26 protein-coding genes are annotated in these 25,588 nt (G+C 75.6%); 8 read left to right on the top strand and 18 right to left on the bottom strand.

Annotated features, from left to right (window positions below; all coding sequences use genetic code 11):
• Nucleotides 1–160 precede the first annotated feature (160 nt).
• Both cysS and gatC read right to left on the bottom strand, forming a co-directional pair.
• Complete coding sequence (cysS, locus tag PH190_RS24895) at nucleotides 161–1,558, bottom strand: cysteine--tRNA ligase (RefSeq protein ID WP_420791710.1); 1,398 nt, start codon at nucleotides 1,556–1,558, stop codon at nucleotides 161–163.
• On the bottom strand, nucleotides 1,558–1,869 hold the full coding sequence (gatC, locus tag PH190_RS24890) for an Asp-tRNA(Asn)/Glu-tRNA(Gln) amidotransferase subunit GatC (protein WP_274234225.1): 312 nt from the start codon (nucleotides 1,867–1,869) through the stop codon (nucleotides 1,558–1,560). The genes cysS and gatC overlap by 1 nt, the downstream gene beginning before the upstream one ends.
• A 145-nt stretch (nucleotides 1,870–2,014) precedes the next feature.
• Here gatC and PH190_RS24885 point away from each other — a divergent pair, with 145 nt between their 5' ends.
• Nucleotides 2,015–2,494: a nuclear transport factor 2 family protein gene (locus PH190_RS24885; protein WP_274234224.1), complete on the top strand. Its 480-nt coding sequence runs from the start codon at nucleotides 2,015–2,017 to the stop codon at nucleotides 2,492–2,494.
• Nucleotides 2,495–2,600: 106 nt separating this feature from the next.
• The gene (locus tag PH190_RS24880) at nucleotides 2,601–4,562 is read left to right on the top strand and encodes a 3-oxoacyl-[acyl-carrier-protein] synthase III C-terminal domain-containing protein (protein WP_274234223.1); all 1,962 of its coding nucleotides are present in this window, start codon (nucleotides 2,601–2,603) and stop codon (nucleotides 4,560–4,562) included.
• A 59-nt stretch (nucleotides 4,563–4,621) separates the two neighbouring features.
• Here PH190_RS24880 and PH190_RS24875 read toward each other — a convergent pair whose 3' ends face one another.
• The 5 genes from PH190_RS24875 to PH190_RS24855 form a co-directional block, all read right to left on the bottom strand.
• The gene (locus PH190_RS24875) at nucleotides 4,622–6,202 is read right to left on the bottom strand and encodes a serine/threonine-protein kinase (RefSeq protein WP_274234222.1); all 1,581 of its coding nucleotides are present in this window, start codon (nucleotides 6,200–6,202) and stop codon (nucleotides 4,622–4,624) included.
• A gap of 17 nt (nucleotides 6,203–6,219) precedes the next feature.
• Nucleotides 6,220–6,885 (bottom strand): dynamin family protein, encoded by a 666-nt coding sequence (locus PH190_RS24870; protein WP_274234221.1) that lies wholly within the window; start codon nucleotides 6,883–6,885, stop codon nucleotides 6,220–6,222.
• 4 nt (nucleotides 6,886–6,889) lie between these two features.
• Nucleotides 6,890–9,151 (bottom strand): serine/threonine-protein kinase, encoded by a 2,262-nt coding sequence (locus PH190_RS24865; protein WP_274234220.1) that lies wholly within the window; start codon nucleotides 9,149–9,151, stop codon nucleotides 6,890–6,892.
• Nucleotides 9,152–9,232: 81 nt separating this feature from the next.
• The gene (locus PH190_RS24860) at nucleotides 9,233–9,691 is read right to left on the bottom strand and encodes a QcrA and Rieske domain-containing protein (protein ID WP_274234219.1); all 459 of its coding nucleotides are present in this window, start codon (nucleotides 9,689–9,691) and stop codon (nucleotides 9,233–9,235) included.
• A gap of 90 nt (nucleotides 9,692–9,781) precedes the next feature.
• Nucleotides 9,782–10,237 (bottom strand): GreA/GreB family elongation factor, encoded by a 456-nt coding sequence (locus PH190_RS24855; protein WP_274234218.1) that lies wholly within the window; start codon nucleotides 10,235–10,237, stop codon nucleotides 9,782–9,784.
• Nucleotides 10,238–10,476: 239 nt separating this feature from the next.
• On the opposite strand from PH190_RS24855, the gene PH190_RS24850 reads away from it, so the two are divergent.
• The gene (locus tag PH190_RS24850) at nucleotides 10,477–10,794 is read left to right on the top strand and encodes a DUF3040 domain-containing protein (protein WP_274234217.1); all 318 of its coding nucleotides are present in this window, start codon (nucleotides 10,477–10,479) and stop codon (nucleotides 10,792–10,794) included.
• Here PH190_RS24850 and PH190_RS24845 read toward each other — a convergent pair.
• The gene (locus tag PH190_RS24845) at nucleotides 10,791–12,335 is read right to left on the bottom strand and encodes a PucR family transcriptional regulator (RefSeq protein WP_274234216.1); all 1,545 of its coding nucleotides are present in this window, start codon (nucleotides 12,333–12,335) and stop codon (nucleotides 10,791–10,793) included. The two genes, PH190_RS24850 and PH190_RS24845, sit on opposite strands and share 4 nt — an antisense overlap.
• Before the next feature lie 130 nt (nucleotides 12,336–12,465).
• On the opposite strand from PH190_RS24845, the gene PH190_RS24840 reads away from it, so the two are divergent.
• Nucleotides 12,466–12,960, top strand: coding sequence for a hypothetical protein (locus tag PH190_RS24840; RefSeq protein ID WP_274234215.1), 495 nt, complete (start codon nucleotides 12,466–12,468; stop codon nucleotides 12,958–12,960).
• 44 nt (nucleotides 12,961–13,004) lie between these two features.
• Here the strand turns inward: PH190_RS24840 and PH190_RS24835 are convergent, their stop codons facing one another.
• A complete protein-coding gene (locus tag PH190_RS24835) occupies nucleotides 13,005–13,469 on the bottom strand; it encodes a MarR family winged helix-turn-helix transcriptional regulator (protein ID WP_274234214.1) in 465 nt (154 codons plus the stop codon).
• Nucleotides 13,470–13,497: 28 nt separating this feature from the next.
• Between PH190_RS24835 and PH190_RS24830 the strand changes: the two genes are divergently transcribed.
• The 4 genes from PH190_RS24830 (at nucleotide 13,498) to PH190_RS24815 (ending at nucleotide 19,135) form a co-directional block, all read left to right on the top strand.
• Nucleotides 13,498–13,968 carry a cupin domain-containing protein gene (locus tag PH190_RS24830; protein ID WP_274234213.1) on the top strand — a complete coding sequence of 157 codons (471 nt, stop codon included), beginning with the start codon at nucleotides 13,498–13,500 and terminating at the stop codon, nucleotides 13,966–13,968.
• Between the two features lie 100 nt (nucleotides 13,969–14,068).
• The gene (locus PH190_RS24825) at nucleotides 14,069–17,101 is read left to right on the top strand and encodes an ATP-binding protein (protein ID WP_274234212.1); all 3,033 of its coding nucleotides are present in this window, start codon (nucleotides 14,069–14,071) and stop codon (nucleotides 17,099–17,101) included.
• Nucleotides 17,082–18,005 carry an NmrA family NAD(P)-binding protein gene (locus PH190_RS24820; protein ID WP_274234211.1) on the top strand — a complete coding sequence of 308 codons (924 nt, stop codon included), beginning with the start codon at nucleotides 17,082–17,084 and terminating at the stop codon, nucleotides 18,003–18,005. The genes PH190_RS24825 and PH190_RS24820 overlap by 20 nt, the downstream gene beginning before the upstream one ends.
• A 5-nt stretch (nucleotides 18,006–18,010) precedes the next feature.
• Entirely contained in the window at nucleotides 18,011–19,135 is a 1,125-nt protein-coding gene (locus PH190_RS24815; protein WP_274234210.1) for a glycosyltransferase, read from the top strand.
• Between the two features lie 62 nt (nucleotides 19,136–19,197).
• Here PH190_RS24815 and PH190_RS24810 read toward each other — a convergent pair whose 3' ends face one another.
• The 9 genes from PH190_RS24810 to PH190_RS24770 form a co-directional block, all read right to left on the bottom strand.
• Nucleotides 19,198–19,509: a DUF4235 domain-containing protein gene (locus PH190_RS24810; protein ID WP_274234209.1), complete on the bottom strand. Its 312-nt coding sequence runs from the start codon at nucleotides 19,507–19,509 to the stop codon at nucleotides 19,198–19,200.
• Nucleotides 19,506–19,847, bottom strand: a complete 342-nt coding sequence (locus tag PH190_RS24805; protein WP_274234208.1) for a DUF3618 domain-containing protein — start codon at nucleotides 19,845–19,847, stop codon at nucleotides 19,506–19,508. The genes PH190_RS24810 and PH190_RS24805 overlap by 4 nt, the downstream gene beginning before the upstream one ends.
• On the bottom strand, nucleotides 19,828–20,268 hold the full coding sequence (locus PH190_RS24800; protein ID WP_274234207.1) for a phage holin family protein: 441 nt from the start codon (nucleotides 20,266–20,268) through the stop codon (nucleotides 19,828–19,830). The genes PH190_RS24805 and PH190_RS24800 overlap by 20 nt, the downstream gene beginning before the upstream one ends.
• Nucleotides 20,269–20,365: 97 nt before the next feature.
• On the bottom strand, nucleotides 20,366–21,211 hold the full coding sequence (locus PH190_RS24795; protein ID WP_274234206.1) for an SDR family oxidoreductase: 846 nt from the start codon (nucleotides 21,209–21,211) through the stop codon (nucleotides 20,366–20,368).
• A gap of 65 nt (nucleotides 21,212–21,276) precedes the next feature.
• Nucleotides 21,277–21,591 (bottom strand): hypothetical protein, encoded by a 315-nt coding sequence (locus PH190_RS24790; RefSeq protein ID WP_274234205.1) that lies wholly within the window; start codon nucleotides 21,589–21,591, stop codon nucleotides 21,277–21,279.
• Between the two features lie 54 nt (nucleotides 21,592–21,645).
• Nucleotides 21,646–22,134: a hypothetical protein gene (locus tag PH190_RS24785; protein ID WP_274234204.1), complete on the bottom strand. Its 489-nt coding sequence runs from the start codon at nucleotides 22,132–22,134 to the stop codon at nucleotides 21,646–21,648.
• A gap of 10 nt (nucleotides 22,135–22,144) precedes the next feature.
• Complete coding sequence (locus PH190_RS24780) at nucleotides 22,145–22,525, bottom strand: hypothetical protein (protein ID WP_274234203.1); 381 nt, start codon at nucleotides 22,523–22,525, stop codon at nucleotides 22,145–22,147.
• 140 nt (nucleotides 22,526–22,665) lie between these two features.
• On the bottom strand, nucleotides 22,666–23,313 hold the full coding sequence (locus PH190_RS24775) for a ribonuclease H family protein (protein WP_274234255.1): 648 nt from the start codon (nucleotides 23,311–23,313) through the stop codon (nucleotides 22,666–22,668).
• A 16-nt stretch (nucleotides 23,314–23,329) separates the two neighbouring features.
• Nucleotides 23,330–25,459, bottom strand: coding sequence for a DEAD/DEAH box helicase (locus PH190_RS24770; protein WP_274234202.1), 2,130 nt, complete (start codon nucleotides 25,457–25,459; stop codon nucleotides 23,330–23,332).
• Between the last annotated feature and the right edge of the window lie 129 nt (nucleotides 25,460–25,588).

Below are 25,588 nucleotides of genomic sequence, written 5' to 3'. Positions count from 1 at the left end.
GCTCTCGACCCAACGCGAGGAAGAACTTCGCCTCATCGGGGCAGCAATTCGGTGCGCGTTCACGATGAGTGCCCGCGAGGACACGCAGAATGCCTCTCCGGAAGGCGACGACACGAATACGGACAGTGGGGAGAGGAATTCGCCGCCGGGCGCGGTGGGGTCAGCGGGCGAGCGCCCAGCGTGGCCCGTCCGGCGTGTCCTCGACGTCGACCCCGACCCGCCGGAGTCGCTCCCGGACCTCGTCGGCCCGGGCGAAGTCGCCGCCGGCGCGCGCACGGCTCCGCTCGTCGAGCAGCTCCTCGACCAGTCCCTCGAGCGCGTGCCCGGCGGCGCCGGACACGTGGCGTCCCGCCCACGTCGGGTCGTGCGGGTCGATGCCCAGCACCGAGGTCATCGCCCGCACCGCGCCGCCGATCCCCCGAGCGGTGCGCCGATCACCGCGCTCGAGCGCGGCGTTCCCGTCCCGGGTGGCGGTGTGCAGCACGCTCATCGCCGCCGGTGTCGCGAGGTCGTCGTCCAGCGCGGCGGCGAACGCGGCCGGCAGCTCCCCGACCTCGACCGCACCGCCGCGCGGACGGACACGGTCGAGCAGGGCCTCGATCCGGCGGTACCCGGCCGCCGCCTCGCGCAGCGCCGTGTCCGAGTAGTCGATCGTGGAGCGGTGGTGCGCGGCGAGGAGGTAGGCGCGGAGCTCGATCGGGCGGACCCGCCCCAGCGCCGCGGCGGCGTCGACGGCGTTGCCCGCCGACTTGGACATCTTGTCGCCGTCGACCGTCACCCAGCCGTGGTGCAGCCACGACGCGGCGAAGTCGTCGCCGGCCGCCCGGGACTGGGCCATCTCGTTCTCGTGGTGGGGGAACACGAGGTCCCGTCCGCCACCGTGGATGTCGAACGCCGGGCCGAGATAGCGCGTCGACATGGCCGAGCACTCCACGTGCCAGCTCGGACGTCCGGCGCCCCAGGGGCTCGGCCACCTCGGTTCGTCCGTCTTCGCGGCCTTCCACAGCGCGAAGTCGCGGGGGTCCCGCTTGTGGCGGACGAGCTCCGGGTCCGACCGCACGTGATCGGCACGGACGCCGGAGAGACGGCCGTACCCGGGCCAGGACGCCACGTCGAAGAGGACGTCGCGTCCGCCGTCGTCGCCCGCGGTACCGAGGTAGGCGTGGCCGCGGGCGACGAGGCGCCGCACGAGCTCGACGGCCTCGGCGATGTGGCCGGTGGCCCGTGGCTCGGCCGACGGGGGCAGGCACCCGACGGCGTCGTACGCGGCGGTGAACGCGCGCTCGTGCGTCGCGGCCCACTCCCACCACGGCCGGCCCTCCGCCCGCGCCTTCGCGAGGATTATGTCGTCGATGTCAGTGACGTTGCGGACGAGCAGCACCTCGAGACCCTGGTGCTGCAGCCAGCGGCGGAGCAGGTCGAAGGTGATCGCGGAGCGCAGGTGGCCCAGGTGCGGCGGACCGTGGACGGTCGCCCCGCACACGTAGATGGTCACGCGGCCGGGCGTGAGCGGCCGCAGCGGGCGGGCGACACCGGTGGCGGTGTCGACGAGGCGCATCACGGCGACGGGGAGGGCGGCACGCGGAACCACCCGTCCTCGACGGCCGGCGCGGCGCCCAGGGCCTGGTCGCGGGTGAGGCAGGGGAGCAGGACGTCGGGACGCGTGACGTTGACCTGCTCCGTCGGTCGCGCGGTGGGCGGCACGTCGTCCGGGATGTCCCTGACCGTGCCGACCATGGCCATGACCGCCTCGATCTGGGGGACGTAGTGGTCGAGCTCGTCGTCGGTGAGCGCCAGCCGGGCGAGGCGGGCCAGGTGCGCGACCAACGCCCGGTCGATCCCGGTCCTCACCTCGCCCGCGGCGGCCATGGAACGACGCTAGCGATGCCGTCGACGACCGGCGAGGAGCTGGCGGCGCCCCGGAGAAACCCCCCGAAATCGCCGTCCGCGTCCCCGCCGCGGACCCCGCCGGCGCCACGATCACCTCGCCGACCGTCCACGACGAGGGGGAACCATGACCGCACCGACCGACGCACCGACCCACTCCGCCGCCCCGAGCGCACCCACCGACGCGCGGCAGGTGGTCGGCGCCCTGTACGAGGCCTTCGGGCGCGGTGACGTCGCGGCGATCCTCGAGCGCCTGGCCCCGGACGTCGCGTGGGACGTCTGGCCGGACAACTTCGCCCAGCGCGCCGACGTGCCGCACCTGCGGCCCCGCCGCGGGCGGGAGGAGGTCGGCGCGTTCTTCGGCGCGGTGGCGGAGCAGACCGTCCACGAGTTCACGGTGCAGGGCCTCGTCGCCGACGGGGACACGGTGGTCGCCGTGGTCCGCGTCGACTTCGGGACCCCGAGCGGCGGGCGGTACGCCGACGAGGAGCTGCACCTGTGGACCCTCGGCGACGACGGGCTCGTGCACGCCTTCCGGCACTACGTCGACACCGCGAAGCACATCGCGGCCGTGGGCGGGGAGGACACCACCGCGACCGCCGGCTGACGGCACCGGCAGCGCGCGGGGGCCCCACAGCCCTCCGGCTCTTCTAGAGTGGACACCCACATGGCTGACCCGGCCATCGCTCGCGCTGGACGCCGGAGGTGGCTCGGTGAAGCCGTTCGTGATCAACCGACATGGCCGGCTGGTCTTCCCGGCCAACTTCTTCGGCGAGCTGGACTTCACGGTCCTCGACACGCTGGAGCAGTTCACCGCGGTCATCGAGCGGGACTTCGAGGCCAAGGCCCCGACGGGCACCGACATCCTGAACCGGGTGGAGAGCGGCTCCTACCCGAGCCGGTTCGAGCTCCTGCGCGACCTCGGACAGAACCTGTTCTGGGTCAACCGGTACTCGATGACGATGTTCGACAAGCGCCCGATGCGGTGGCGCGACGTCCCGCGGCAGCGTGACGACGTCTTCCTGCCGGTGCTGACGCCGTGGGAGGACCGCGAGCGCAAGGTCGCGGCCGTCGAGCGCGCCTACCAGGAGCTGCCGGCGCGGTGGGCCGCCGACACCGAGGACCGGGTGTTCGACCTGCTCTTCGACGTGTTCCGGCACAAGCTGCACCACGCCACCGAGCTGCCCGCGATCAAGCCGACCGTCGCCGAGTTCACCGCGCAGCCCGACGCCCTGACGTTCGTCATGCCCGACCACGATCCCGACCACCACCGCTTCACGATGGACGAGATCCTCGACGCCGACGAGCAGGTGCCCGAGCTCGAGGCCCTCACGCGCTGGGCGATGGTGCTGCACAACCTCTACCCCTGGGACGGCTCGCGGACCACGCTGCGCCCGGCGGCCGAGATCGGCCCCGACGACTTCGTCGTCACCTTCCACCCCCGCGACCGTGACGTCCGGGCGTTCATCGAGCGGGTCAAGCAGTCCCGCGACACCGCGCCGCCCTTCGCGGCGACGGCGCCGGCCGAGCCGGTGTCGCCCCGCACGCCCTACCCGCCGGTGCGGGTGCGCGAGGCCTTCGCGGTGCGCCCCGCGCTGGAGGCCCTGGCCGTGGTGCGCGGCGAGCACGTCTGCGACAACGTCGACGTCATCCGCAACACCAGCTTCTCGTGGTCGCCCATGAGCGCCGAGGAGATCGCGAAGAAGACCGGCATCCGCCAGCGGCGCTACTCGGCCCGCGACCCCCACCACCTCGCGCTCGACGCCGCGCGCGCCGCGCTCGCGAAGTCCGGCCGGGAGCCCGACGAGATCGGCGCGGTCCTGGTCAGCACCTGCACCAGCAACCGCCAGATCCCCTCCATCGCCTGCTGGGTGTCCGGCGAGCTCGGGCTGGCGCAGACCCACACCTCGATGGACATGGTCGCGGCCTGCGCCGGTCTGCCCTACGGGCTCGCCGAGGCGGTCCGGCAGATCCAGGAGGTCGAGCGGCCGGTGCTGCTGGTGTGCGTGGAGAAGTTCTCCGACAAGATCGGGAGCGCGCGCACGTCCCGGATGATCTTCGGCGACGGCGCCTCGGCGATGGTCGTCGCCCCGGCGCGCGACGGCGCCCCGGTCGACGTCGAGGTCCTGCAGACCTACGCGAGCGGCCCGGCGTCGGAGGTCAACTCGATCATCTGGCCGAACCCGGAGTTCGACAACGACATCACCGTGTACGGCCCGGAGGTCAAGTCGCTGGTCCAGCGCTACCTCGACCAGATGCTCGGCGAGCTCCGCGACCAGACCGACCCCGACGACCCCGGCCGCTCGCTGCTGGAGAGCATCGACCTCATCGTCCCGCACCAGGCCAACAAGACGATGATCCTCGACCTGGCCGCGAAGGCGGGGCTCTCCGAGGACCAGCTCTACTTCAACATCGAGTCGATGGGCAACGTCTCGGCGGCGAGCATCCCGATCGCCGTCCACGACGCGGTCCGCGACGGCGTGATCACCCGCCCGCAGCGGATCTTCGCGCCGGGGTTCGGGGCCGGGGCGGTGGGCGGCTACGTGGTCCTGCGCGTCGACCCCGCGATCGTCGCCGACGAGGTGGTGCTCGAGCCCGTCGAGACCGAGCACGTGTTCCCGACCCAGCGGGACCGCACGACGACCGACGACGTCCGGGTGGCCTTCGGCGAGTAGCCGCCGGCGGTCCCGTCGCTGCGGTGGGTTCAGTGGCGGTGGGTTCAGTGGCCGTGGGTTCAGTGGCCGATCGAGAGGGTCGCGAGCCGCGCCTCGTCGACCAGCGTCACGTAGGCCAGCCGGCCGTGCGGTTCGGGCGCCACGGCGGTGGGGGAGCCGCCGACCTGCACGGTGGCACTGACCCGGCCGGTCCCGACGTCGACGGACGTGACGGTGCGGCCCGCGGCGTCGGCGGTGTAGACGTACGCGCCGTCCGGGGCGAAGGCGACGTCCTCGGGGCCGTCGCCGACCGCGACCGTCGCGGCCACCCGCCCGGCCCGGACGTCGATCAGCGAGACGGAGTCGTCGCCCCGGTTCGCCACCGCGAGGCGCGACCCGTCCGGGGACGGCGCGACGGCGACCGGGCCGCGCCCGACCGGGATCGTGGAGAGGGCGGCGCCGGTCGCGGGGTCGAGGACGGCGACGCGGTCCGAGCCGCGGTCCACGGCGTAGACGCGCCCGGCCGTGACGGCGACGTCGTCCGGGCCCGCCGGGCGCTCCTCGGTGCGCGTGACCGTGCGGGTGGGCACGTCCACCGTGACGACCCGGTCGACGGTGCCGCCCTCGTCGCGGCAGGTGACGACGGCCTGCTGCCCCGCCGGGTCGAGGACGATGGCCCGCGGCGGGCTGGGCACCGGGATCGTCGCCACCGTCGCCCGCGAGAACGGGTCCAGCACCGTGACCGTGCGGAGGTCCCGGTGCGCGATCCAGGCGGAGCGCCCGTCGCCCGCGATCGCGATGGCGGAGGGCGTCGGGGCCGTCGGCACCAGGTCGGTGATCTCGGGGACGGCGTGGCTGTGCCCCACGCCGATCGGTTCGTCCACCCCCGGGCGGGGTGCGGCCACGACCTCGGGCCGGCCCACCAGCGTGACCGCGAGGAGGGCCGCCGCCACGGCGAGGACGAGGGCGCCCGCGCCGCGCTCGACGAGGGTCAGCCCTCCCGTCCGGGGAGCCGGGTCGGGAGGGGGCGGCGGGGTCTCGAGGGCCTGCCGGGCGGCCGTGGCCAGGGCACCGGCGCTCGGGTGGTGGCCCGCCACCCCGCGGGCGACGACGGCGTCGAGCGCGCTGCCGGTCCCCGGCACGCACGCCCGGAGCAGGCGCGCGAGCGCCGCGACGTCCTCGCGGGGATCGACCTCCTCGGGCGCCCCGGCGGCCCCGAAGTCCACCAAGTAGACGAAGTCCTCCGGGGTGACCAGCACGTTCTCGGCCCGGACGTCGCCGTGCACGAGGCCGTCGTCGTGCGCGGCGTCGAGGGCCTCGGCGACCTGGGCCACGAGCCGCACGGCGCGCCCCGGCTCGAGCGGGCCGTCGGTCCGCAGCAGCGACGCGAGCGTGACCCCGTCCTCGACGAGCCTCATCTCGAGGTAGGGGCGGCGGTCGACCTCGCCGTAGTCGTGGATCGGGATGACGTGCGGGTCGCGCAGGCGGGCGGCGAGGCGGCAGGCGCGGCGGAACCGCTCCCGGAGGTCGGGGTCGTCGGGGGAGAGCTTCAGCGCGACCGGGCGGTCGCGCTCGACGTCGACGGCCTCGTAGACCTCGCCCGTGGACCCGGCCTCGATCAACCGCTCGAGACGGTAGGGGCCGAACCGCCGCGGCTCCACCCGACTCCCCGCCCCGGTCAGACGGCCCGGCGACCCTGCGCCACGCGCCGGACGGCGTGGAGCAGGCCGGCGCCGCCGGACGCGACGTAGGCCCGCCCGTTGCGCTTCGCGAGCGCCCGCAGGATCCGCGGGGCGTCGACGACGACGTGCGGGACGTCGCCCCACGGCGCGAGGACCGCGGCGCGGCGCGCGTCGCGCTCGTCGTCGGCCACGAGGTCGAGCTTGGTGAGGACGAGGAGCCCCGGCGTGGCGCCCGCGTCGGGGCCGGAGCCCGCGGTCACGTCGACGACGTGCACCCGCCCCCGGCCGGCGACCGCGGCCGGGTCGCCGCCGTCGACGAGGGTGACCTCGCGGAGGAGCTCGCTCGGGTAGAGGACATCGGCGAACGCCATGAACGGCGCGACCTCGGCCGCGGCCCACCCCGCGAGCTGGTCGAGGCTGAACCAGTCGGGGCGGTCGTCCGCGCTGCGGTACATGTGCCCGCCCGGCCGGTCGCCCCACCGCACCACGACGGTGGGGTCGGTGCACGGGAGCCGGCCCTCCGGCACGGCGGGCGCGCCGAGCAGGGCATTGACGACGGTCGTCCGCCCGGACCGCGGGGCGCCGGTCACGGCGACGAGCCGTCCGGCCGCCGGCAGCGGGCGCCGGGCGGCCACGGCACCGTCCGCGCTGACCACGGTCACCGGCTCAGGCCGTGCTGGCGAGGTTGATGACGGTGACGCTGCCGTCGAGCAGGTTGGTGGCGTAGCCCTGCCGGCCGTCCGGCGACACCGCGATGCTCGTCGGACCGCGGCCCGTCGGGACCTCGGCGGTGATCCGGTAGGTCGTGGTGTCCATGACCTGGATGAAGTTCGCATCCACCGTGGCCAGGTAGGCGTGCTTGCCGTCGGCGCTGAGCGTGATGTCCTGCGGGTGGCTCGCCGTGGGGATCGTGGCCACGACCCGGTTGGTGTCCACGTCGGTCACCGAGACGCTGCTGTCGTCGTAGTTCGCGTTGAACACCAGCGGGCGGGTCGTGTGCCGGATGATCGAGTGCGGGCTCTTGCCGACCGCCACGGTGCCCAGGATCGTGTCGGTGCTCGGGTCGATCGTCGTGATGACGTTGGACTCGTGGTTGGCCGCGTAGAGCCGGGTGCCGTCGGGGGAGAAGTCGACCCAGTGCGGGTTCGGCGCCAGCGTGATCGTGTTGACCACGGTGTTGGTCTCCGTGTCGATCACCGTCAGCGAGCCCGAGTCGTGGTTGGGCACGTAGACCTTGCGTCCGTCGGGGCTGACGTCGAGGGCGAAGGGGCGCTTGCCGGTGGGCACGCGGGCGACGAAGGTGCCGCTCCCGGTGTCCAGGACGCCGACCTCGTTGAGGCTGTAGTCCTGGTTGAAGATGCTGACGTAGGCGCGGGTCCCGTCCGGGGAGAACGCGATGAACTGGGGGCCGCCGTCGGGCACCGGGATGACGCCGGTGGGCTGGTTGCGGGTGGTGTCGAAGACGGTCAGGACGCCGGCGGCGCGGTTGGCGATGTAGCCGTAGTCCCCCCTCGGGGCGATCTCCATGTACCCGGGGGTCGAGCCGACCTGCACCGTCGGGCCGACCGTGGGCCGGGCGACGCTGCTCGCGACCGGGCGCGGGCCCGCGCCCGGGTCGAACGGCGCGCCCACGGACGCCCCGCCCGGCGAGCTGGAGCCGCCGCCGAGCAGGGCCACCACGCCGACGGTGGCGAGGACCGCGAGCACCGCGACGGCCGCGATCAGCACGGTCGTGAGGGTCCGCGTCCGCCGCGGCGCCCGGCCGTCGGAGCCCGCCGAGCCTGCGCCCCCCGGGTGGGCGGGCGGCGTCGGCGGAGCGGGCGGCGGGGTCGGGGGTGCGGTCGGGGGCGGGGCCGTCGACGGGGATGGCGCGGAGCCCGGCGTCGACCCGGGGGCCGGACCGCCGTCGCCCGCGCGGGGGGCCGGGATGGTCGTGGTGGGCTCGGCGGTGGCCGCCGCCTCCGGGACCGCGGGGGCCACCGGTGCCGCGGGTGCCACCGGGGCCGCCATGACGGTCGTCGCCGCGGCCGCCGGTGCCACCGGGGTCGCCGTGGTCGCCGTGGTCGCGGCCGTCGTCGGTGCCGCCGGTGCCGCCGCGAACCCCACCGTCTGCCCGCCGTGCAGGGCCTCCCGCGCCGCGCGGGCGAGCTCGCCCGCGCTGGCGAAGCGCTCGTCGGGGTCCTTGGCCAGGCCGCGGGCGACGACGTCGTCGAGCGCGGTGGACAGGCCGGGCGTGACCTCGCTCGGGCGCCGCGGCTCGAGGTAGACGTGGGCGTACACCTGCGTGGGGAAGTCGCCGCCGAGGAACGGCTTGGTCCCGGTCAGGCACTCGAACAGGACGCAGGCCAGCGAGTAGACGTCGGTGCGGGGCCCGATGGTGCCGTTGGTGAAGCGCTCGGGCGCCATGTAGTCGAGGGTGCCGGCGGCGGCGCCGTTCGAGGTCGCGGTCGACTGGGTCTGGCCGACGCTGTGGGCGATGCCGAAGTCGGCGACGTAGACGAAGTCGTTCCGCGTCACGAGGATGTTCGCCGGCTTGACGTCGCGGTGGATCAGGTCGGCCTCGTGCGCGGCGTCCAGCGCGTCGGCCACCTGGCCCACGAGCCCGACGGCCCGCTCCGGGGGCAGCGGGCCCTCGGTGGCCAGCAGCGTCGCGAGGTCCTGGCCGTCGACCAGGCGCATGTCGATGAACAGGCGCCCGTCGACCTCGCCGTAGTCGTGGATGGGGATCACGTGCGGCTCGCGCAGCCGCGCCGCCCGGTAGGACTCGCGGCGGAAGCGCCGCTCGTACTCGGGGTCCTTCCCGAGCGCCTCGGGCAGCAGCTTGAGCGCGACCTCGCGATCGCGCCGGTCGTCGTGGGCCAGGTAGACCTCGCCCATCCCGCCGCGGCCGATCAACGACTGGATCTCGTACTGGCCGAAGCGCTTCATGGGTTCTCCCCCCGAGAGCCGCGGTGTCTCGCCACACCGACACGACACCCCGTCATCGCCACTCAGGGTGAGGAGGTTACATCATTCGAGCAGTACTTGTCCTCCGTCGACGCGGACAGATCTCACGGTGAGTGGTCGTTCGGCCGGGCCGCGGGCCACGGAGCCGTCCAGGTTGAAGCGGCTGCCGTGACAGGGACAGTTGATGGTCCCGTCCGCGACGTCGGCGACGATGCAGGCGGTGTGGGTGCAGACGGCGGAAAAGCCCTCGTAGCGCCCCGGGCTCGGCTGGGTGACGACGACCTCGAGCGCCGGGAAGACCTTCCCGCCGCCGACCGGGACCTCCGCGGCCGGGCCGACCACGGTGCCGGCCGCGCCCGTTCCCGGCCCCGGCGCGGCGGTGAAGGGCAGGCCGCCGCCGCGGGGGCGGGGCGGGGGCTCGGGCTCCGGGGCGGCGCACCCCGCCAGCCCCAGTGCGGCGGTGGCGATCAGCGCACTGCGCCGGCTCACCGTGGGCGACTCGCGCTCGTCGCTCGTGCTCATGCCGGCCTCCCGGTCCTCGTGCGGGCCCGTCGGCCGACGCGGAGCGCGCCGTGGTCCCGACCGGATCGTGCGCGCCCGGGGATGCGCTGATCAACCCTGGTCGTAGGGCTTCGCGGCGACGAGCGTGATCGAGACCGTGTGCCCGTCGGGGAGGCGGCAGCGGCGGGTGTCCCCTTCCTGTGCCCCGAGCACCGCCCGGCCCACGGGCGAGGCCGGCGAGTAGACGTCGATCTCCCGGTCCGCCGGGACGCCGCTCTCCGCGAGGAGGAACGTCTCGGTCTCCGTGGCGTCGTCGAGGCGGACGGTGAGCACCATCCCCGGCTCGGCGACGCCGTCGTCCGGTGGCACGCCGCCGACGGCGGCCCCGAGCACGAGCTCCTGGAGGTGGCGGATGCGGCGCTCGCGCCATCCGTGACGGGCCCAGGCGTCCTCGTCGCCGTCGTGGCCGGGCGGGCCGGACCGGTGGCTCAGCAGCAGCCGGTCGAGCTCGTCGAGGGCCTGCTGGTAGCCCTGCGCGCTCAGCCACGCGCGACCGTTGTCCGTCACGAGGTGCACCTCCCGGGGTGGGCGACCGGTCCCGGCCGGTCCGTCGATCCGCCGTCCACCCTGCGAGCGCCGTCCGCCGGAACGGATGTCGCGTGCCGACAACCGCGACGGCGGACCTTGTCGTCCTGGGACAACGTCCCCGGGCAGGACAGGGCGCAGGCTCAGTACTGACCCTGTGCCGATCCCTCCGGCACGCGCACGACACGAGAGACGGCACGAGACCCGACGGGAGGCCCGACGTGCTCGACGACCGCGAACGCGCGATGTTGCTCGACATCGAGAACCACCTGCTCGCCGAGGACCCCGGGTGGTCCACGGCCTTCTCCACGTGGGCCCGGCGTGCCCACCGTCGGCGGGTGTTCGAGCTGACCTTCCACACGGTCGCGGCGGTGGTCTCCGCCGCGCTGGCGCTGCTCATGGTCATGGCGCACGCCCCGGGGCCGGCGACGTTCTTCGTGGCGGTGACCGTTCTGCTCGTCTGGCTGGTCCACCGGGTCCGGCGTGCTCCCGTGGTGCGCGAGGGACCCGGAGGCCGGCCGGGGGCGACGCCGAGCTAGTCCTCGTCCATGGCCGCGAGCGCGACGATGAGGGCGAGCCGCTGGTCGGGGTGGTCGGTGGCGAGAGGGGTGGCCTCGTCGATCTTCCGCAGTCGGTAGCGGACGGTGTTCGGGTGCACGTCGAGGGCTGCGGCGGCGGCCCCGACGTCGCCGTGGGCCGCCAACCAGGCGCGCAGGGTCGCGACGTGGTGCGTGCCGTACTGCCGGTCGTGCCGTCGGAGCTCGGCCACGGGACTGCGCTCCGGCATGCGGCCCGCGGCGGCCACGGCCCGGAGGCGGCGCAGCACGATCCGGTCCCAGGACTCGTCGTAGGCGACGGGCGGGAGGTCGGGGCGCGCGACGTGCAGCGCCAGGCACTCGTCCGCCTCGCGACGGCTGGCCGGCAGCAGGGACGCGTCGGCGGCACCCCCGATCCCGGCGACGAGACCGACGTGCGCGGGCAGGCCCGCGCGCACCGACGCCACCCACGTGCGCGCGGCCTCGGTCCTGCCGTCCCCGATCGGGAGCAGGGTGTAGACGGTGTGGGCGAACAACGCGCTGCGGCCCGGGCGCGACCAGCCGAAGCCCGTGGTGACGTGCTCGAAGGCCAGCAGCACCCCGGCATGCTGCTCGTCCTCGACGTGGGCCTGCAGCGCCACGACGCGCAACCCGGTGGCGGGCAGCCCGAGCCGGCTGATCATGCCGGGGGCGTCGCCCTCGCCCTCGATCAGGCGCGTGACCAGGTCGGACTCCACCTGCCGCTCCAGGTCCGCGCTGGCGCGGGAGCGCAGCAGGTGCAGCGCCGCGGTCCGGGCGCCGTCCTCGAGGACCCGGCGCCGCGTCGGCGCGAAGGGGACGGCGGCCTCGACCCACAGGGAGCCGAGGAGCTCCCGGCCGGCCCGCACGGCGACCACCATGCGCCCGCCGAAGCCGTGGTCGGACGACGGCTCGACGAACAGGGGCTCGTCGGAGGCCGCGAGGTGGCGGAACACGCCGTGTGCGGCGAAGAGCTCCCGCACGGAGTCGGGGAGCCGCCGCCCGAGGATGGTCCGCGCGCGCACCGCGTCGACGTCGTCGTCGGAGCTGGAGTAGGCCAGGACGCGCGAGAGCTGGTCCTCGATCACCACCGAGGAGCCGCCGAGTGCGGCGGCGAGGGTGTCGGCCAGGGCGAAGAGGTCGGTCGGGCCGCGGCCCGAGGCGGTCTCCCGGCCCTCGAGGACGAGCCCGTAGGCCAGCCCCGTGAGGTGGCTCCAGGAGACCTCGGGGTCGGCCAGCACGACGGCGATGCCCGCGTGCTCGGCGGTGGCGGAGGCCGTCGGCCCGAGCGGCGCCGGGGCGCGGACCAGCACCACGGCCGCCCGCGCCTGCTCGGCCAGGGCGACCGCCTCCGCCGGCGCGTCGATCCCCACGGCCAGGAAGACGTCACCGCTGGCGGGGCGCGGATCGGTGGGGTCGTGCACGACCAGGCTCCGCAGCATGACCTCGCGGGCACGGGCTCCGCCGGCGGCGAGGCGGGCGCCGCTGCCGGCCAGGACGTCGACGAGGCGGTCCAGAGTGATCATCGGTGACCTCCCGACAACGCGGAGTCCGCAGATTGTCCGAAACTACAACCCGCCCGGCGAGGCGTCGTCGCATCCTCGGTGTCAGGGCGGGCCGACACCCGCCGTGACGGTACGAGCAGGAGGAGCGGTGATGGGCAGCGTGGCGACCGGCCGGGACGTGCGGGCGATGGTCGCGGGACACCTCGAGGAGGAGGCCCGACGGCTCACCCGGCGGACCCGGGCGTCGATGGCGGTGGAGGGCGTCCTCGCCGTGGCCCTCGGCGGGGCCGGCCTCGTCGCGCTGCGCGGTGGCGACGCGGCGACGGCCACGGTGGTGGGCGTCCGGGCGGGCCTGCCGCAGTTCGCGGTCCTCGCCGCGATCGGACTGGCGATCCTCCTGACCCTGCGCCACCCCGCGTGGCTGCGCCGCGTGGCGGTCACGAAGGCCACCGTGGCCACGGCGATGTTCGCCGCCGGCGCCGTGTACCACCCGGTCGGCGCCTGGGACGTGAACCTGGTCGCGATCTTCCTGCCGGTGGTGGTCGCCCTCGCCGGCTTCGTCCAGTTCGTGCTCCTGGGCAGCGCGAACTTCGTGTCCGAGCCCAGCGACGTCCCGCGGTCCGGTGGGGGTGGGCGCTCGGCGTGACGTCCCACGCCGCCCGCCGCGCGAGGAGGACGGGCCCTCGGCTCCTACCTGCCCGCCGTGAAGGCGGCGCGGATCGCCTGGAGGTCGGACCGGAGGGCCTCGACCCGGTCCGCGCCGAGGATCTCGACGACGCGGTGCTCGATCTGCGGGACCAGCCCCTGGGCCAGGGCCACGACGTCGTGGCCGCGCTCGGTGGGGACGACGAGCTTCGCCCGCCGGTCGTCGGGGTCGGGCACGCGGACCACGTACCCGTGGTCCTCGAGGTGCCGGACGAGCTCGGCCATCGCCTGCTTGGTCATCTGCGCCCGTTCGGCGAGCAGGCTGACGGTCGTCCCGGTGTCGTCGAGGTACTGGAACACCGCGGCGTGCGCGGGCCGGACCGCGTCGTGTCCCCCTTCGGCCAACCGTGCGAGGACGACGTCGTTGAGCGCCACGAACGACTCCCGCATCAGCACGGCGAGGTTGGCCGGGCGCTCGCGACCCCCGAGTGCCGGGATGCGGTTTGACATCGACAGGCCTCCTGTCTACCTTCGCAGAATGGACAAGATACCTGTCGATATTGCCACGGCCGAGCGGCTCGAGCTGGGCGGGGACGAGCTCGTCGTGCTCGCGTCGTGCGCGCAGACCGACGGCGCGCTGTTCGCCGCCACGGTGCGGATGCGGCCGGGTGGCGGCGCCCCGGTGATGCACCGTCACGCTCCCGGCGAGGTCTACCACGTCCTCGAGGGCGAGTTCGTCTTCTACGTCGACGACGGCGACCGGGTCCGTCGCTTCACCGCCGGCCCCGGACAGGTCGTGCCGCTCGCCGGCGGGACCCCCCACACGATCCGCAACGAGTCCGCGGTCGACGCCGTGGCGTTCGTCGTCCACGCCCCCGGCGCACCGATGGAGGGGTTCTCGCGGGCCGCGGCCGCCCTCGCCGCGGCGGGCGAGCCGAGCATGGACGCGGTGCTGGCGATCGCCGAGGAGCACGGGATCGACCTGCTCGGGCCGGTCCCGGTGGGCTGACGCGTCCGCTCGCCACCGAGCCGACGAGGCTGGGGCGCGGGGGCCGACGTCGCTACCGTCGGGACCGGCGTCCTCCGAGCCGACCGTGCCGAGGTGGTGGATGACCGCAGCCGCCACGACCGACGACCGGGGCGGGCCCGTGCTGCGGGTCCGGCTCCTCGGACGGTTCGAGCTGCGGCTCGGCGACCGGGTGCTGGCGCCGCTCGAGTCGGTGCGCGCGGAGTCGCTGCTGGCACACCTGGTGCTGGCCGGGGGAGCGGCGCAGCCGCGGCGGCGCCTCGCCGCGCTGCTCTGGCCCGACTCCACCGACGGGCAGGCCCGCACCAACCTGCGCAAGGTGCTGCACACCGTGCGCCGCCGCCTGCCCGAGATCGCTCCCCATCTGGAGGTCACGCCGCACACGCTGCGGTGGCGCCACGAGGTGCCGTGCTGGGTCGACGCCCTCGCCTTCGAGACGTTGCTGGACCGCGGCGGGACCGGGGATCGCCGGGCGGCGGTGCGCGAGGCCGTCGAGCTGTACGCGGGCGACCTGGAGGACGCCGGCGACGACCTCGGGCTGCGCGAGAAGCGAGACCGCCTGCGGGGCCGCCACCGCGACGCCCTCGCCGAGCTCGCCGACCTCGCCGAGGCCGCCGGCGACCTGGCCGAGGCGGCCTCGATCGCGGAGCGGCTGGTGCGCGCCGACCCCCTCGCCGAGGAGGCCACCCGCCGGCTGATGCGGCTGTGCGTCGCTCGTGGCGAGCGGGCCCACGCCCTGCGCGCCTTCCACGCGTGCAGCGCGGCCCTGGAACGGGAGCTCGGCGTCGAGGTGTCCGCCGCGACCCGGGCCACCTACGACGCGCTGCTGGCCGACGCGGACGCGGCCGTCGGGTCCCGCGCGGTCGGGCCGCCGCTGATCGGGCGCGGACCGGAGCGGGCGCGGCTCGGGGCCGCCTGGCGGTCGGCAGAGGGCCGCGCGCGGTTCGTGCTGGTGAGCGGCGAGGCGGGCGTGGGGAAATCGCGGCTCGTCGACGAGTTCCGCGCGTGGTGCGCGCGCCGGGGTGCGGTCACCGCCGAGGCCCGGGGCCACCGGAGCGAGGGCGCGCTCGCCTACGGCCCGGTGGTGTCGTGGCTCCGGTCGGAGGCGCTCGCGGCGCGGCTCGGCGCCCTCGGCGGTCCGCACCTCACCGACCTCGCCCGGCTGCTGCCGGAGCTGCTCGCCGACGTGCCCGACCTCGAGCCGCCGGCACCGCTGCCCGAGGCGGACCTGCGCCGCCGGCTCTTCGACGCCGTGGCCGCCGCCGTCCGCCGCCGCACCGGACCGGTCCTGCTCGTCCTCGACGACCTCCAGCACGTCGACCGCGAGACGTGCCGGCTCGTCCACTACCTGCTGCGGTCCGACGCCGGCGCGCAGCTGCTCGTGGTGGCCACCGCCCGCCGTGAGGAGCTCGACCCGGACGGGCCGGCGAGCGACCTGCTCGACGCGCTGGCCGCCGACGACCTGCTGGACGAGGTCCCGCTCGACCGGCTGGGCGTGGCCGACACGGCGGCGCTGGCCGAGCAGCTCGCCGGTGCGCCGCTGCCGGAGCCGACGGTGCGCCGTCTCCACGAGGACACCGAGGGCAACCCCCTCTTCGTCGTCGAGGCCCTCCGCGCGGGACTGACCGGCGGGAGCGCCCTCGCTCCCCGCGTCCAGGCGGTGATCGAGACGCGGCTGGCCGCGCTCGGGGACGCGGCCGCCGCGCTGGTCGGGCCGGCCGCGGTGATCGGGAGGGTCGTGCCGCTCGCGGTGCTCGCAGCGGTCGTCGACGTCGACGAGGACGGTCTCGTCGGTGGGCTCGACGAGCTGTGGCGCCGCGGCATCCTGCGCGAACGGCCGGGTGACGAGTACGAGTTCAGCCACGACAAGATCCGCGAGGTCGCGCACCGACGCCTCGGTCCCCTCGCCCGGCGCAGGACGCACCGGCGTGTGGGCCGGGCGCTCGCGGCGCACGCGCCGGTCGACCCGGGACGGGTGGCCGCGCACCTCGACCGCGGGGACGCCGTCGAGGAGGCCGTCTCCTGGTACCGGCGCGCCGCCACCGACGCCCTGCTGCTGCACGCGTACGCGGACGGCGTCCAGGCCCTTGACCGGGCGCTCGAGCTGCTCGCCACCCGACCGGCGACCCCGCAGCGGGACGCCGGGGAGCTGACCCTGCGCACGGCGTTGCTCGCCCCGCTCGCCTCGGTGGACGGCTACACGTCCGCGGCGGTGGCCCGCACCCAGCAGCGCTCCCTCGCCCTCGCGCACTCCCTGGGGGCGGCGGAGCCCCCACCGCTGCTGCGGTCGCTGGTGATGAGCGCGATGGCCCGGGGCGCGTTCGCCGAGGCCACCCGGTTCGCCGAGCGACTGGCGACCGCGGCCGAGCGGGCCGGCGACGACGTCGCCGTCGTCGAGGCGGCCTGGGTGCTGGGCGCGGCGTCCTTCTGGCGGGCCGACTTCGCGGCGGCCCGCGCCCACTTCGAGCGGGCGGTCGCGCGCTACCGCCCCGAGGACCACCGGGCCCACGTGGTGCGCACGGGCCAGGACCCGAAGGTCCTCTCGCTGGCCCTGCTGGGCATCACCCTGCTGTTCCTCGGGCACGCAGAGCGGGCGCGGGCGGCCGTGGACGAGGCCCTGGCCTGGGCCGAGACCGTCGCCCATCCGCAGAACCGCACCTCGGCGCGGGTGTGGGCGGCGATGCTCGCGATCGACGCCGGCGACGGGCCCGCTCTGGTCCGCCACGTCGCGGCGCTGGCCGACGCCGACGTCGTGGCCCCGCAGCTCCGCCTGACGACCACCGCGCTGCAGGGGCTCGTCGACGTGCGCGCCGGGCGCCGCGAGTCCGGGCTCGCAGCGATCGACGACGCCCTCGCCGCCGCGCGGGGCGCCGAGCCGGTGGCGGGACTGCAGGCCTACCTCGGGCGGGTCGAGCTCGCCGCCCACGCGGACGGGGCCGACCCCGGGGCAGCGGTGGCCGCCGCCGAGCGCCTGCTCGCGCTCGGCGGTGCGGCGTGCGTCTGGGCGCCGGAGGCTCGCCGGGTGCGGGCGACGTTCCTCGAGGCCGCGCGCCGGGGAACGGCCGCGGAACGCCCGGCCGACGACCCTCGCCGCCATGACCACGACCCCGCCTGACCACCGCCCGACCGCTCCCGTCCTCGTCACCGGCGCGACCGGCACGGTCGGCCGCCACGTCGTCGACCTGCTCCGCCGGCGGGGCGTGCCCGTCCGCGCGTTCGTCCGCGACCGCAGGAGAGCGGTCGCGGTGCTCGGGACCGACGTCGACCTCGCCGTCGGCGACCTCGGTGACCGGGCCTCCCTCGACGCGGCGGTGTCCGGCACACGGCAGGTCTTCCTGGCCTGCGTGAACGACCCCCGCCAGGTGGCGTGGGAGACCGCGGCGATCGACGCGGCCGTCGACGCCGGGGTCCGACGCGTCGTCAAGCTCTCGGCACGCGGCGCCCGGACGGCATCCCCGGTCGCCTTCGGCGACGCCCACGGTCGCGTGGAGGAGCACCTGCGCGGCCGGGGGATCGCGCACGTGGTGCTGCGTCCGGGCTTCTACCTGACCAACCTCCTCGGTGCCGCCGACGCCGTGCGGCAGGGGATCCTCCCCCTCCCCGCCGGCGCGGCCCGCATCGCGGTGATCGATCCGCGCGACGTCGCCGAGGTGGCCGTCGCCGTGCTCGCCGGCGCCGACCACGACGGGCGGACCTACGAGCTCACCGGCCCCGCCGCGGTCACGGGCGACGACGTGGCCCGCGAGCTGACCGCCCTGCTCGGGCGCCGGGTCGACTACGTGCCCGTCACCGACGAGGTCGCCACCGCCGGGCTGCTCGCCGCCGGCGTGCCCGCGTGGTCCGCGCGCGGCACCGTGGCCGTCTTCGGCGAGCTGCGCCGGGGTGCCCAGAGCGAGGCGTCCGACGTCGTCCGCGTCGTCACCGGCCGGGAGCCACGCTCCCTCGCCGACTTCCTGGCCGACCACGTCGCGGCGTTCCGTACCGGCGACGACGCGCTCGCGACCACGGCCGGCCGGTGAGTCCCGTGCGCATCCTCTTCACCAGCTATCCGCTGTTCGGGCACGTCAACCCGATGCTGCCCCTGGCCGTCGCGGCGGCGCGGGCGGGCCACGAGGTCGCGTTCGCGACCGGCGCCGACATGACGGCGCCCGTCGAACGGCGGGGCCTCACGACCTGGACGGTCGGCCCCACCCACGCCGACGCCGTCGCCGACGGCCGGCCGTGGTTCGCCGCCACCGCCGCGGCCCGCGCGGCCGACCTGGTGCCCCGGGCGGTCGCCTGGCAGCCCGACCTCGTGGTCTCCGACGAGTTCGAGCTCGCCGGCGCGGTGGCCGCGGCCGTGGTCGGGGTCCGGCACGTCGTGCACGGGCTCGGGGTCATGATCCCGGTCCCGCTCTGGGCGATGCTGCAGATCGACCCGGCGCTCGACGAGCTCCACCGCAGCCACCGCACCGGTCTGGATGCGGCGACGACGCGTCGGGCCACCTACCTCGAGGCCTGGCCGCCCTCGCTCCGTCCGGCCGGCGAGCGGCTCTGGCCCCGGTCGCGACCGGTACGGCCGGTCGCGGGCGAGCCGGCCCCGGGCGAGCGCCTGCCCGCGGCGGTGAACGCACTCCCGCACGAGCGCACCGTCCACCTGACGCTCGGCACGATGTTCCACCGGACGCCGGGGCTGCTCGAGACCGCGATCGCCGGGCTGCGCTACCTCCCGGTCAACCTCGTCGTCACGAGCGGACCGGGGACCGACCCGGCGTCCTACGGCCCCCAGCCGCCGCACGTGCTCATCGCGCCCTACCTGCCGCACACCCTCCTGCTGCCGCGGTGCTCGCTGGTCGTGTCGCAGGGTGGCGCGGGCATCGTGCTCGGGGCCCTCGCCCACGGGCTGCCGCAGGTGGTGCTGCCCCAGGGGGCGGACCAGTTCGTCAACGCCGAGGTCTGCGTCGCGGCCGGGGTGGCCGCCGCGCTGGGTCCGGACGCCCTCACCCCCACGGCGATCGGGGAGGCGGCCGGTCGCCTGCTCGCCGACCCGTCCGCCGCCACGCGCGCGTCGGCGGTGCGGGCCGAGATCGCGGCCATGCCGGACGCCGACGAGGTGGTCGCGGCGCTGGCGTCGCCGGCGGTTCAGGCGTCCTCCGCCAGCCCCGCGTAGGTGTCCCGGAGCCCGCCCCCCCCCGGATCGGGAGCGGGCCTTCCGTGGACGGGGTGACCGGGTCAGTTCCCGGGCCACTCCCCGCTCCACCGCTGGAACGCGCGGGCGCCGCCGCGGTCGACGAGGACCTTGACGACCGCGAAGATCGCGCCCTGCAGGCCCGCGGCGAGCACGATGGTCTTGAGGTCGGACCCCGAGTCCAGGGCGTTCGGCGGGTCGTCCGGGACGTCGCGCGGGGCCGTGCGCTGCCACACCTTCTTGAAGATCAGGTTGGCGAGGAGGCCGCCGACGATCGAGCTGGCGATCCCGACCGGGCGGTACAGGATCTTCGCGCTGGTGCTGGTCGGCTCCGCCTGCTGCTGCTGCTGGGTCATCCTCGCACCTTCTTCCACAGCGCCCGCACGACGACCAGCCCCGCGACGGCCGCGGCGACCTTGATCGCGATCGCGCGCGCCTGCGGGGTGAGGTTGCCGTGCTCGTCGGTCGCGGCGTCCCTGACCTGGTGGAACTGGACGGTGGCGCGCTGCCTGGCGTCCTCGAGGGACTCGCGGGCCTGGGCCTTGACGTCCAGCTTCTGGCTCAGGGCGTCGACGGTGTCGCCGAGCTCGGCGCGGGTGGCCTCGATGTCGGCGATCAGCTCTTCCTGCGTCGCCCCGGGGCCGGGGCGCGGGGTCCGCGCGCCGGTGGGGGTCTCAGGGCCGGGTGTGGTCACGGTGACGCGCCTCCTGGAGCTCTGCGACGTCGCGGCTGACGTTGTCGACGGTGCGCTGCGGGGTCGGCGACACGTGCTCGACCTCCTTCTTGCCCACGAGCCCCGCCACGCCGGCGGCGAGGAACAGGACCGCGGTCACGATCAGCGCCGACGCCCACAGCGGCAGCACCAGGGCCAGCGCGATGATCGCGGTCGCGACCGCGGCGCCCAGGCCGTAGAGGGCGAGCACACCGGCGCCGCTCAGCAGCCCGGCACCCTTGCCGGCCTGCTTGGCCGTGTCCTTGAGCTCGATCTGGGCGAGCGCCAGCTCGTCGCGGACCAGCCGGGAGGTCTGCTCGGACAGTCGGGTCATCAGCTCGCCCACGGACGCCTCGGACGGCGGCCCGGGCGGCGCCGCCCGATCGGGGACGCTGTTGCTCATCACTCACTCCTGCTCTCGTCGGTCCCGAGGTCGGGAGGGACGGCGCGGGATGCCCGACTCGAGCCGTCCCGACGCGCCGGACCGACGCCCGCGACCGTCAGGTCCCCGGTGCGGCGAGCAGGTCGTCCAGTGAACGAGCCGGGTGGCCGGTGAGGCGGGGGACGTCGTCGGTGACGCCGGCGAGCTCGCCGGCGGCGATGGCGGTGTAGGTGCTGACCCACGCGTCGAGCTGCCAGTCCGGGGCCTGCCCGGCCCGGGTCGCGTAGGCCTCGTCGAGGGTCTGGTCCTCGAAGCGCACCGACCGGCCGGTGCGCCGGCCGATGACCTCGGCGGCCTCGGCGAGGGTGAGCGACTCCGGGCCGGTGAGGCTGTAGGTCGCGCCGTCGTGGGAGCCCGGGGCGGTGAGGACCGCGGCGGCGACCTCGGCGATGTCGTCCTGCGCCACCGCGGCGACGCGCCCGGTGCCGGCGGGTCCGCGGATGACGCCGTCGGCCTCGACGAGCTCGGGCAGGAAGTCGAGGTAGAAGTTGTCGCGCAGGACGACGGTCACGAGGCCGCTCGCGCGCAGGTGCTCCTCGGTGGCGTGGTGGTCGCGCGCGAGGGTGAACGTGGCGTCGGGCGCGGCGCCGTAGAACGAGACGTAGACGAGCCGGTGCACCCCGGCGGCCGCGGCGGCGTCGATGAACGTCCGGTGCTGCTCGACGCGGTCGGGGGTCTCGGAGCCGGAGACCATGAGGACGGTCTCGACACCGTCGAGCGCGGTCGCGACCTGGTCGGGCCGGTCGTAGGCGCAGCGCACGGCCACGGCGTCGGGCAGCGCCGGCGCGCGGTCGGGGCTGCGGACGGCCAGGCGCTGGGCGACGCCGCGCTCGGCGAGCAGGCGCGCGACCCGCCCGCCGAGACGCCCCGTCGCCCCCGTGACCGCGATCGTCGGCCGATCCATCTGGGTCCCCTTCCGCCGTGCTCCGCGAGGCCTGAACAGCGGCATGGCCAAGCGGGGGCTGACCGTCAGCGCTCGCGCTCGAGGTGGGCGCGGACGGCCTCGCCGTCCTCGCTGAGCCAGCCCTTCTCGCGGGCGTGGGCCAGCATCGCGGCGAAGTCGTCGTCCCAGCCCTCGGGCACGCGGCCGGCGGCGAGGCGTCGCAGCGTGGCCACCGGCACCATGACGTGGTTGAAGTCGGGCAGGAGCTCGCCGGCGTCGTGCTCGGCCAGCAGCTTGGTGATCTCGTCGGGTCCGAGCCGCTCCCAGTAGGAGGCGTAGAGCTCGTTCGTCCTCTCGGGCTGCTGGAGCTCGACACCGTCGGTGGCGATGGCGAGGTACACGGGCTCCTCCACGGGGCTGGTCGACCGGGCCGCCCGGAGCCTACGTGTCGCCGCTCACGACGCCGCCTTGGTCAGCACCTCGTCGAGGCGGTCGGTGGGCCCGTCGTTGTTCGGGTCCGCGACGACGACCACGAAGGCGCCGGTGCTGTGCACGGTCGTGCCGCTCGCGGGCGGCACCGTGCCCTGCAGCGACTGGGCCGCCTGGTCGCGGGCGTCCTGGTCGTCGTAGCGGGAGGCGGTCGCGACGGTGACGGCGCTCGGGGCGCAGGTGAGGTCGCCGCTGCCGTTCTGGCCCTCGGCGGAGAGCTCGCCCGCGTCGGTCGATCCGACCGTGAGGGCCTGGGTCTCCTGCGCCTGCGTCCCCGGCGGGTTCGGGACGGGCCGCGAGGAGCACACGACGAGGCCGCCGCCCTGGATCACCGCGCTGAGGTCGGGGTACGACTGCGGCCCGCTGCTGCCGCCGCAACCGGCGAGGACCAGGACCGACGCCAGGACGGCACCGACCGCCGCGAGCCGTCGGGTCGCCGGTGCTGAGGGAGTCATCGGCGCATCGTCACGCCCCGGCCGCCGCCCGTGGGCCATGTTCACCCGAAAGCAGACGTCCCGGTGGTGGGGGCACGGAGGTCGACCGGCGCGACACGGCCGGCCAGAGCCCGGGCACCGGTCCCGGTCCCCGGCCCGGGCACCCGCACGACGCGGGCGTCCGGCCGGGCGGGGCCAGGAGGTGCGTCGTGAGGTGCGGGAGGAGCGCGTCGCCGTCGCTGGTGAAGCGGTGCCCGAGGCGCGCGTAGGCGATGAGCTCGCGGTGGAGGAGCTCGCCGACCGGCCCGGGGTAGCGCCGGCGGGCCTGCTCCGCGGCGGCGCGGACGTCGTCCTCCCCGAGGACGGTCGCGCAGGGCCGGACGCCGCCGGGCTCGGTCGTGGTCGTCGTCATCGCGGGCTCCGTGGTCAGGCGGGTCGGGCAGGTCGGTGGGCCCCCCGACGGTAGGGACGCCGCGATCGACCCGGCATCGGGTGGACACCCCTACCTCGGGCGCCGCGACCCCCACCCGGTGCCGTGCGGGGCCCGCCGCGTCAGCTCGCGACGGCCTTGGACTGCTCCACCGCGAGGCGGTCGACGAGGTCGTTCATCTCGTCGCCGGAGTGGCCCTTGGTCCAGCGGAAGGAGACGTCGCCGCGCTCGTTGACGAGCGTGATCAAGGGCTCCCAGAGGTCGCGGCTGACCACGGGCTTCTTCGCGCTGGTCACCCAGCCGCGGGCGAGCCAGCCCTTCCACCAGCCGTCGCGGAAGCAGTTCACGACGTAGGTGGAGTCGCTCACCACGACCAGCGGGCCGTCCAGCGCGCGCACCGCCTCCAGGGCGGCGCGGATCTCCATGCGCTGGTTGGTGGTGCCGGGCTCGCCGCCGCTGGCCTGGCGGCCGTCGCGGGTGGCCCAGGCCCAGCCGCCCGGGCCCGGGTTGCCGGAGCACGCGCCGTCGGTCCACACCTCGAGGGCCCCCTCGGCGGCGGGCATGTCGGGGCGCGCGGGCTTCGTGGTCTTGGCGGTGGCCTTCGCGGCAGGCTTGGCGGCGGACGTGGCGCCGGCCGTCGCGGAGGAGCCGTTCCCCGCCGTCGACGCGCACCCCGCGTGCGCCCACCGCTCCCCGGACCGCGCGATCTCCTCGCCGGGCGTGACGGGCGCGGCGCAGACCCCGCAGGTGGTCGCGTACTTGGCGGTCATCGGCACGGCGGCCACCCTAATCGCCGGCCTGGAGCGCCTCCGTCAGCAGCGCGACCAGGGTCGCGTGCTGCGCGTCGGTGGACGAGCCGACCTCCTCGTCGGACCCGTCGAGCGCCGCGGCGGCGAGGCCCGCCTTGTCGTCGATGAGGTCCGCGATCCGCGCGTCGATCGTCTGCGCGGCGAGGATCCGCCACGCCGTGACCGGCTCCGTCTGGCCGATGCGGTGGCTGCGGTCGATGGCCTGCGTCTGCTCCGCCGCGGTCCACGGCAGCTCCGCGAGCACGATGTTCGACGCGACCTGCAGGTTGATGCCGACCCCGGCCGCGGTCAGCGAGCACACCGCGACGGACACGCCCGGGTCCTCGACGAACGCGTCGATGTTGCGCTGCCGCACGCCGGGCGTCTGGTCGCCGCGGATCGACGAGAACCGCACGCCGGCCTGCGCGAACGTCTCCTCGGCGGCGTCCATGACGTCGATGTGCTTGGCGAAGAAGACGACCTTGCCGGCGCTGCGCGCGAGCTGGACGGCGTAGTCGGCGGCGAGCGTGGCCTTGGCCCGGCCGATGCGCCGCATCATCGAGAACACGTTGTCGCCGTTGGGGGAGTTGGCGGCGTCCTTCTGCTCCCAGGTGGCGACGCGCGCGACGAGCTCGTGGTCGATCCCCTCGGCGGGGTCGGACCCCCGCGCGGCGAGGGCGTCGCGGTACCGCGCCACCATGCGTCGGGCGAGGTCGCGCTCCGCGGCCCGGATGGACCGGCCGGTCGGGCCGTCGAGCTCGACGGGCAGGTCGGCGATGCGGCGCGCCGGGATGTCGGCGGCCACGTCGACCTTGCGGCGCCGGACGATCCCGCGGTCCACGACGGCCTGGCGGGCCGCGGAGGAGAAGCCCGGGTCGGCCGGGGTCAGCCCGGTCGCCGTCAGCGCGTCCATGAGCTCGGCGAGCGGCTTCTTCTCGTCGATCCAGCCGAGGAACTCCCAGATGGCGAGGAAGTCCTCGATGTCGTTGATCAGCGGGGTGCCGGTCAGCGCCATGAGCAACGGGCGGGCGGTGAAGGCCCGGATGCGCTCGGCGAGCGCCAGGACGTGCTGGGAGCGCTGCGAGGTCTTGTTCTTGATGAAGTGGGCCTCGTCGACGACCATCCCGCGGAACCCGAAGTCGCGCAGCCAGCCCATGTGCCGGTCGAGGACCTCGTAGTTGACGACCACGATGTCCGCGAAGCCGTCGACCGACTCGCCGTTGCCCTGGACCGCGGTGGCGGTGCGCCGCGTCGACCAGAGCCCGGCCTCGCGGACCCAGTTGGTCTTGACGACGTTGGGCACGACGACGAGCAGGGGATAGGCCTTCGCCGCCTCGGCGGCCAGCAGCGCCTGGGCGGTCTTGCCGAGACCGGGCTCGTCGGCGAGCAGGAAGGTCCGGTGGCCGTCGGAGGCGGCGGCGACCAGCTTCGCCTGGTGCGGCATGAGCTCACGGCCGCCGGGCACCCGCACGTTCCCGGGTCCGGGCAGCGCCATGCTCGTCGAGGCCCCGTCGCTCGCGCGCTCGAAGGAGCGCAGCAGCGGGTCGAGCAGCTCCCAGCCGCTCAGCGGGGTGGGGCGCGCCGCGGCCGGGCGGGCGGCGGAGAAGTCGGGCTCGAGGAACGGGTTCGCGAGCCGACGCGAGACCACCGACTGCGGCACGACGCCCGGCTTGGCGGGCTCGGCCTCGGGCTCCTCCACCTCGGGCTCCGGCTCCGCGGGGGGCTCGACGCCCGCGCGGCGCAGCATGTCGCGCTCCAGCGAGCGGGCGTCGTCGGAGACGACCGCGTCCTCGCTGAGCAGCGCCAGGAGCGCCGGGTGCCGGACGGCGGTCTTCGCGAGATCGGTCGCGATGTCGTCGAGGCGCTTGAGGCGGTCGTTGCGGCGGGCGTCGGTGAGCTCCTCGTCCGCCCGCACCCGGGCGCGCTCGTCGCGCAGCGCCAGGGCGACGGCCTGGAACTTCGTCCGGGTCGACGACGTCACCCGGCCGTTGCCCAGCGCGGAGCGGACCTCCTGCACGGCGCGCGTGAGCACCGCCGTGACGTCCTCGCGCCGCCGCCCGCCCCGCCGGCGGGGCCCGGGGGCGCCACCACGGCGAGCACTGTTCTGCGGCTGGCCTCGACGAGCCATGGACCTCCTCCGGGACGCCCGGCGGTGGTGCCGGGCTGCGTGCAGCGTCTGTCGGTGTCGCCGGCGGGGCGGACGGGCCCCGCGCACGAGCGAGTGCGAACCGCGGCGGGACCGGCAGAACGCCGTCGC

The organism is Actinomycetospora straminea, assembly GCF_028737255.1.
GTDB lineage: Bacteria > Actinomycetota > Actinomycetes > Mycobacteriales > Pseudonocardiaceae > Actinomycetospora > Actinomycetospora straminea.
This window is presented reverse-complemented; position numbering and strand designations above follow the sequence as displayed.

What these genes read in the sequence shown, in the direction of transcription:
- PH190_RS24860 (WP_274234219.1), bottom strand. Translation starts at nt 9,691, where the DNA reads ATGAGCACGAGCGACGAGCGCGAGTCGCCCACGGTGAGCCGGCGCAGT.
- PH190_RS24865 (WP_274234220.1), bottom strand. Translation starts at nt 9,151, where the DNA reads ATGAAGCGCTTCGGCCAGTACGAGATCCAGTCGTTGATCGGCCGCGGC.
- PH190_RS24830 (WP_274234213.1), top strand. Translation starts at nt 13,498, where the DNA reads ATGGACAAGATACCTGTCGATATTGCCACGGCCGAGCGGCTCGAGCTG.
- PH190_RS24885 (WP_274234224.1), top strand. Translation starts at nt 2,015, where the DNA reads ATGACCGCACCGACCGACGCACCGACCCACTCCGCCGCCCCGAGCGCA.
- PH190_RS24820 (WP_274234211.1), top strand. Translation starts at nt 17,082, where the DNA reads ATGACCACGACCCCGCCTGACCACCGCCCGACCGCTCCCGTCCTCGTC.
- PH190_RS24775 (WP_274234255.1), bottom strand. Translation starts at nt 23,313, where the DNA reads ATGACCGCCAAGTACGCGACCACCTGCGGGGTCTGCGCCGCGCCCGTC.
- PH190_RS24795 (WP_274234206.1), bottom strand. Translation starts at nt 21,211, where the DNA reads ATGGATCGGCCGACGATCGCGGTCACGGGGGCGACGGGGCGTCTCGGC.
- PH190_RS24835 (WP_274234214.1), bottom strand. Translation starts at nt 13,469, where the DNA reads ATGTCAAACCGCATCCCGGCACTCGGGGGTCGCGAGCGCCCGGCCAAC.
- PH190_RS24770 (WP_274234202.1), bottom strand. Translation starts at nt 25,459, where the DNA reads ATGGCTCGTCGAGGCCAGCCGCAGAACAGTGCTCGCCGTGGTGGCGCC.
- cysS (WP_420791710.1), bottom strand. Translation starts at nt 1,558, where the DNA reads ATGCGCCTCGTCGACACCGCCACCGGTGTCGCCCGCCCGCTGCGGCCG.
- PH190_RS24800 (WP_274234207.1), bottom strand. Translation starts at nt 20,268, where the DNA reads ATGAGCAACAGCGTCCCCGATCGGGCGGCGCCGCCCGGGCCGCCGTCC.
- gatC (WP_274234225.1), bottom strand. Translation starts at nt 1,869, where the DNA reads ATGGCCGCCGCGGGCGAGGTGAGGACCGGGATCGACCGGGCGTTGGTC.
- PH190_RS24845 (WP_274234216.1), bottom strand. Translation starts at nt 12,335, where the DNA reads ATGATCACTCTGGACCGCCTCGTCGACGTCCTGGCCGGCAGCGGCGCC.
- PH190_RS24810 (WP_274234209.1), bottom strand. Translation starts at nt 19,509, where the DNA reads ATGACCCAGCAGCAGCAGCAGGCGGAGCCGACCAGCACCAGCGCGAAG.
- PH190_RS24780 (WP_274234203.1), bottom strand. Translation starts at nt 22,525, where the DNA reads ATGACGACGACCACGACCGAGCCCGGCGGCGTCCGGCCCTGCGCGACC.
- PH190_RS24825 (WP_274234212.1), top strand. Translation starts at nt 14,069, where the DNA reads ATGACCGCAGCCGCCACGACCGACGACCGGGGCGGGCCCGTGCTGCGG.
- PH190_RS24785 (WP_274234204.1), bottom strand. Translation starts at nt 22,134, where the DNA reads ATGACTCCCTCAGCACCGGCGACCCGACGGCTCGCGGCGGTCGGTGCC.
- PH190_RS24840 (WP_274234215.1), top strand. Translation starts at nt 12,466, where the DNA reads ATGGGCAGCGTGGCGACCGGCCGGGACGTGCGGGCGATGGTCGCGGGA.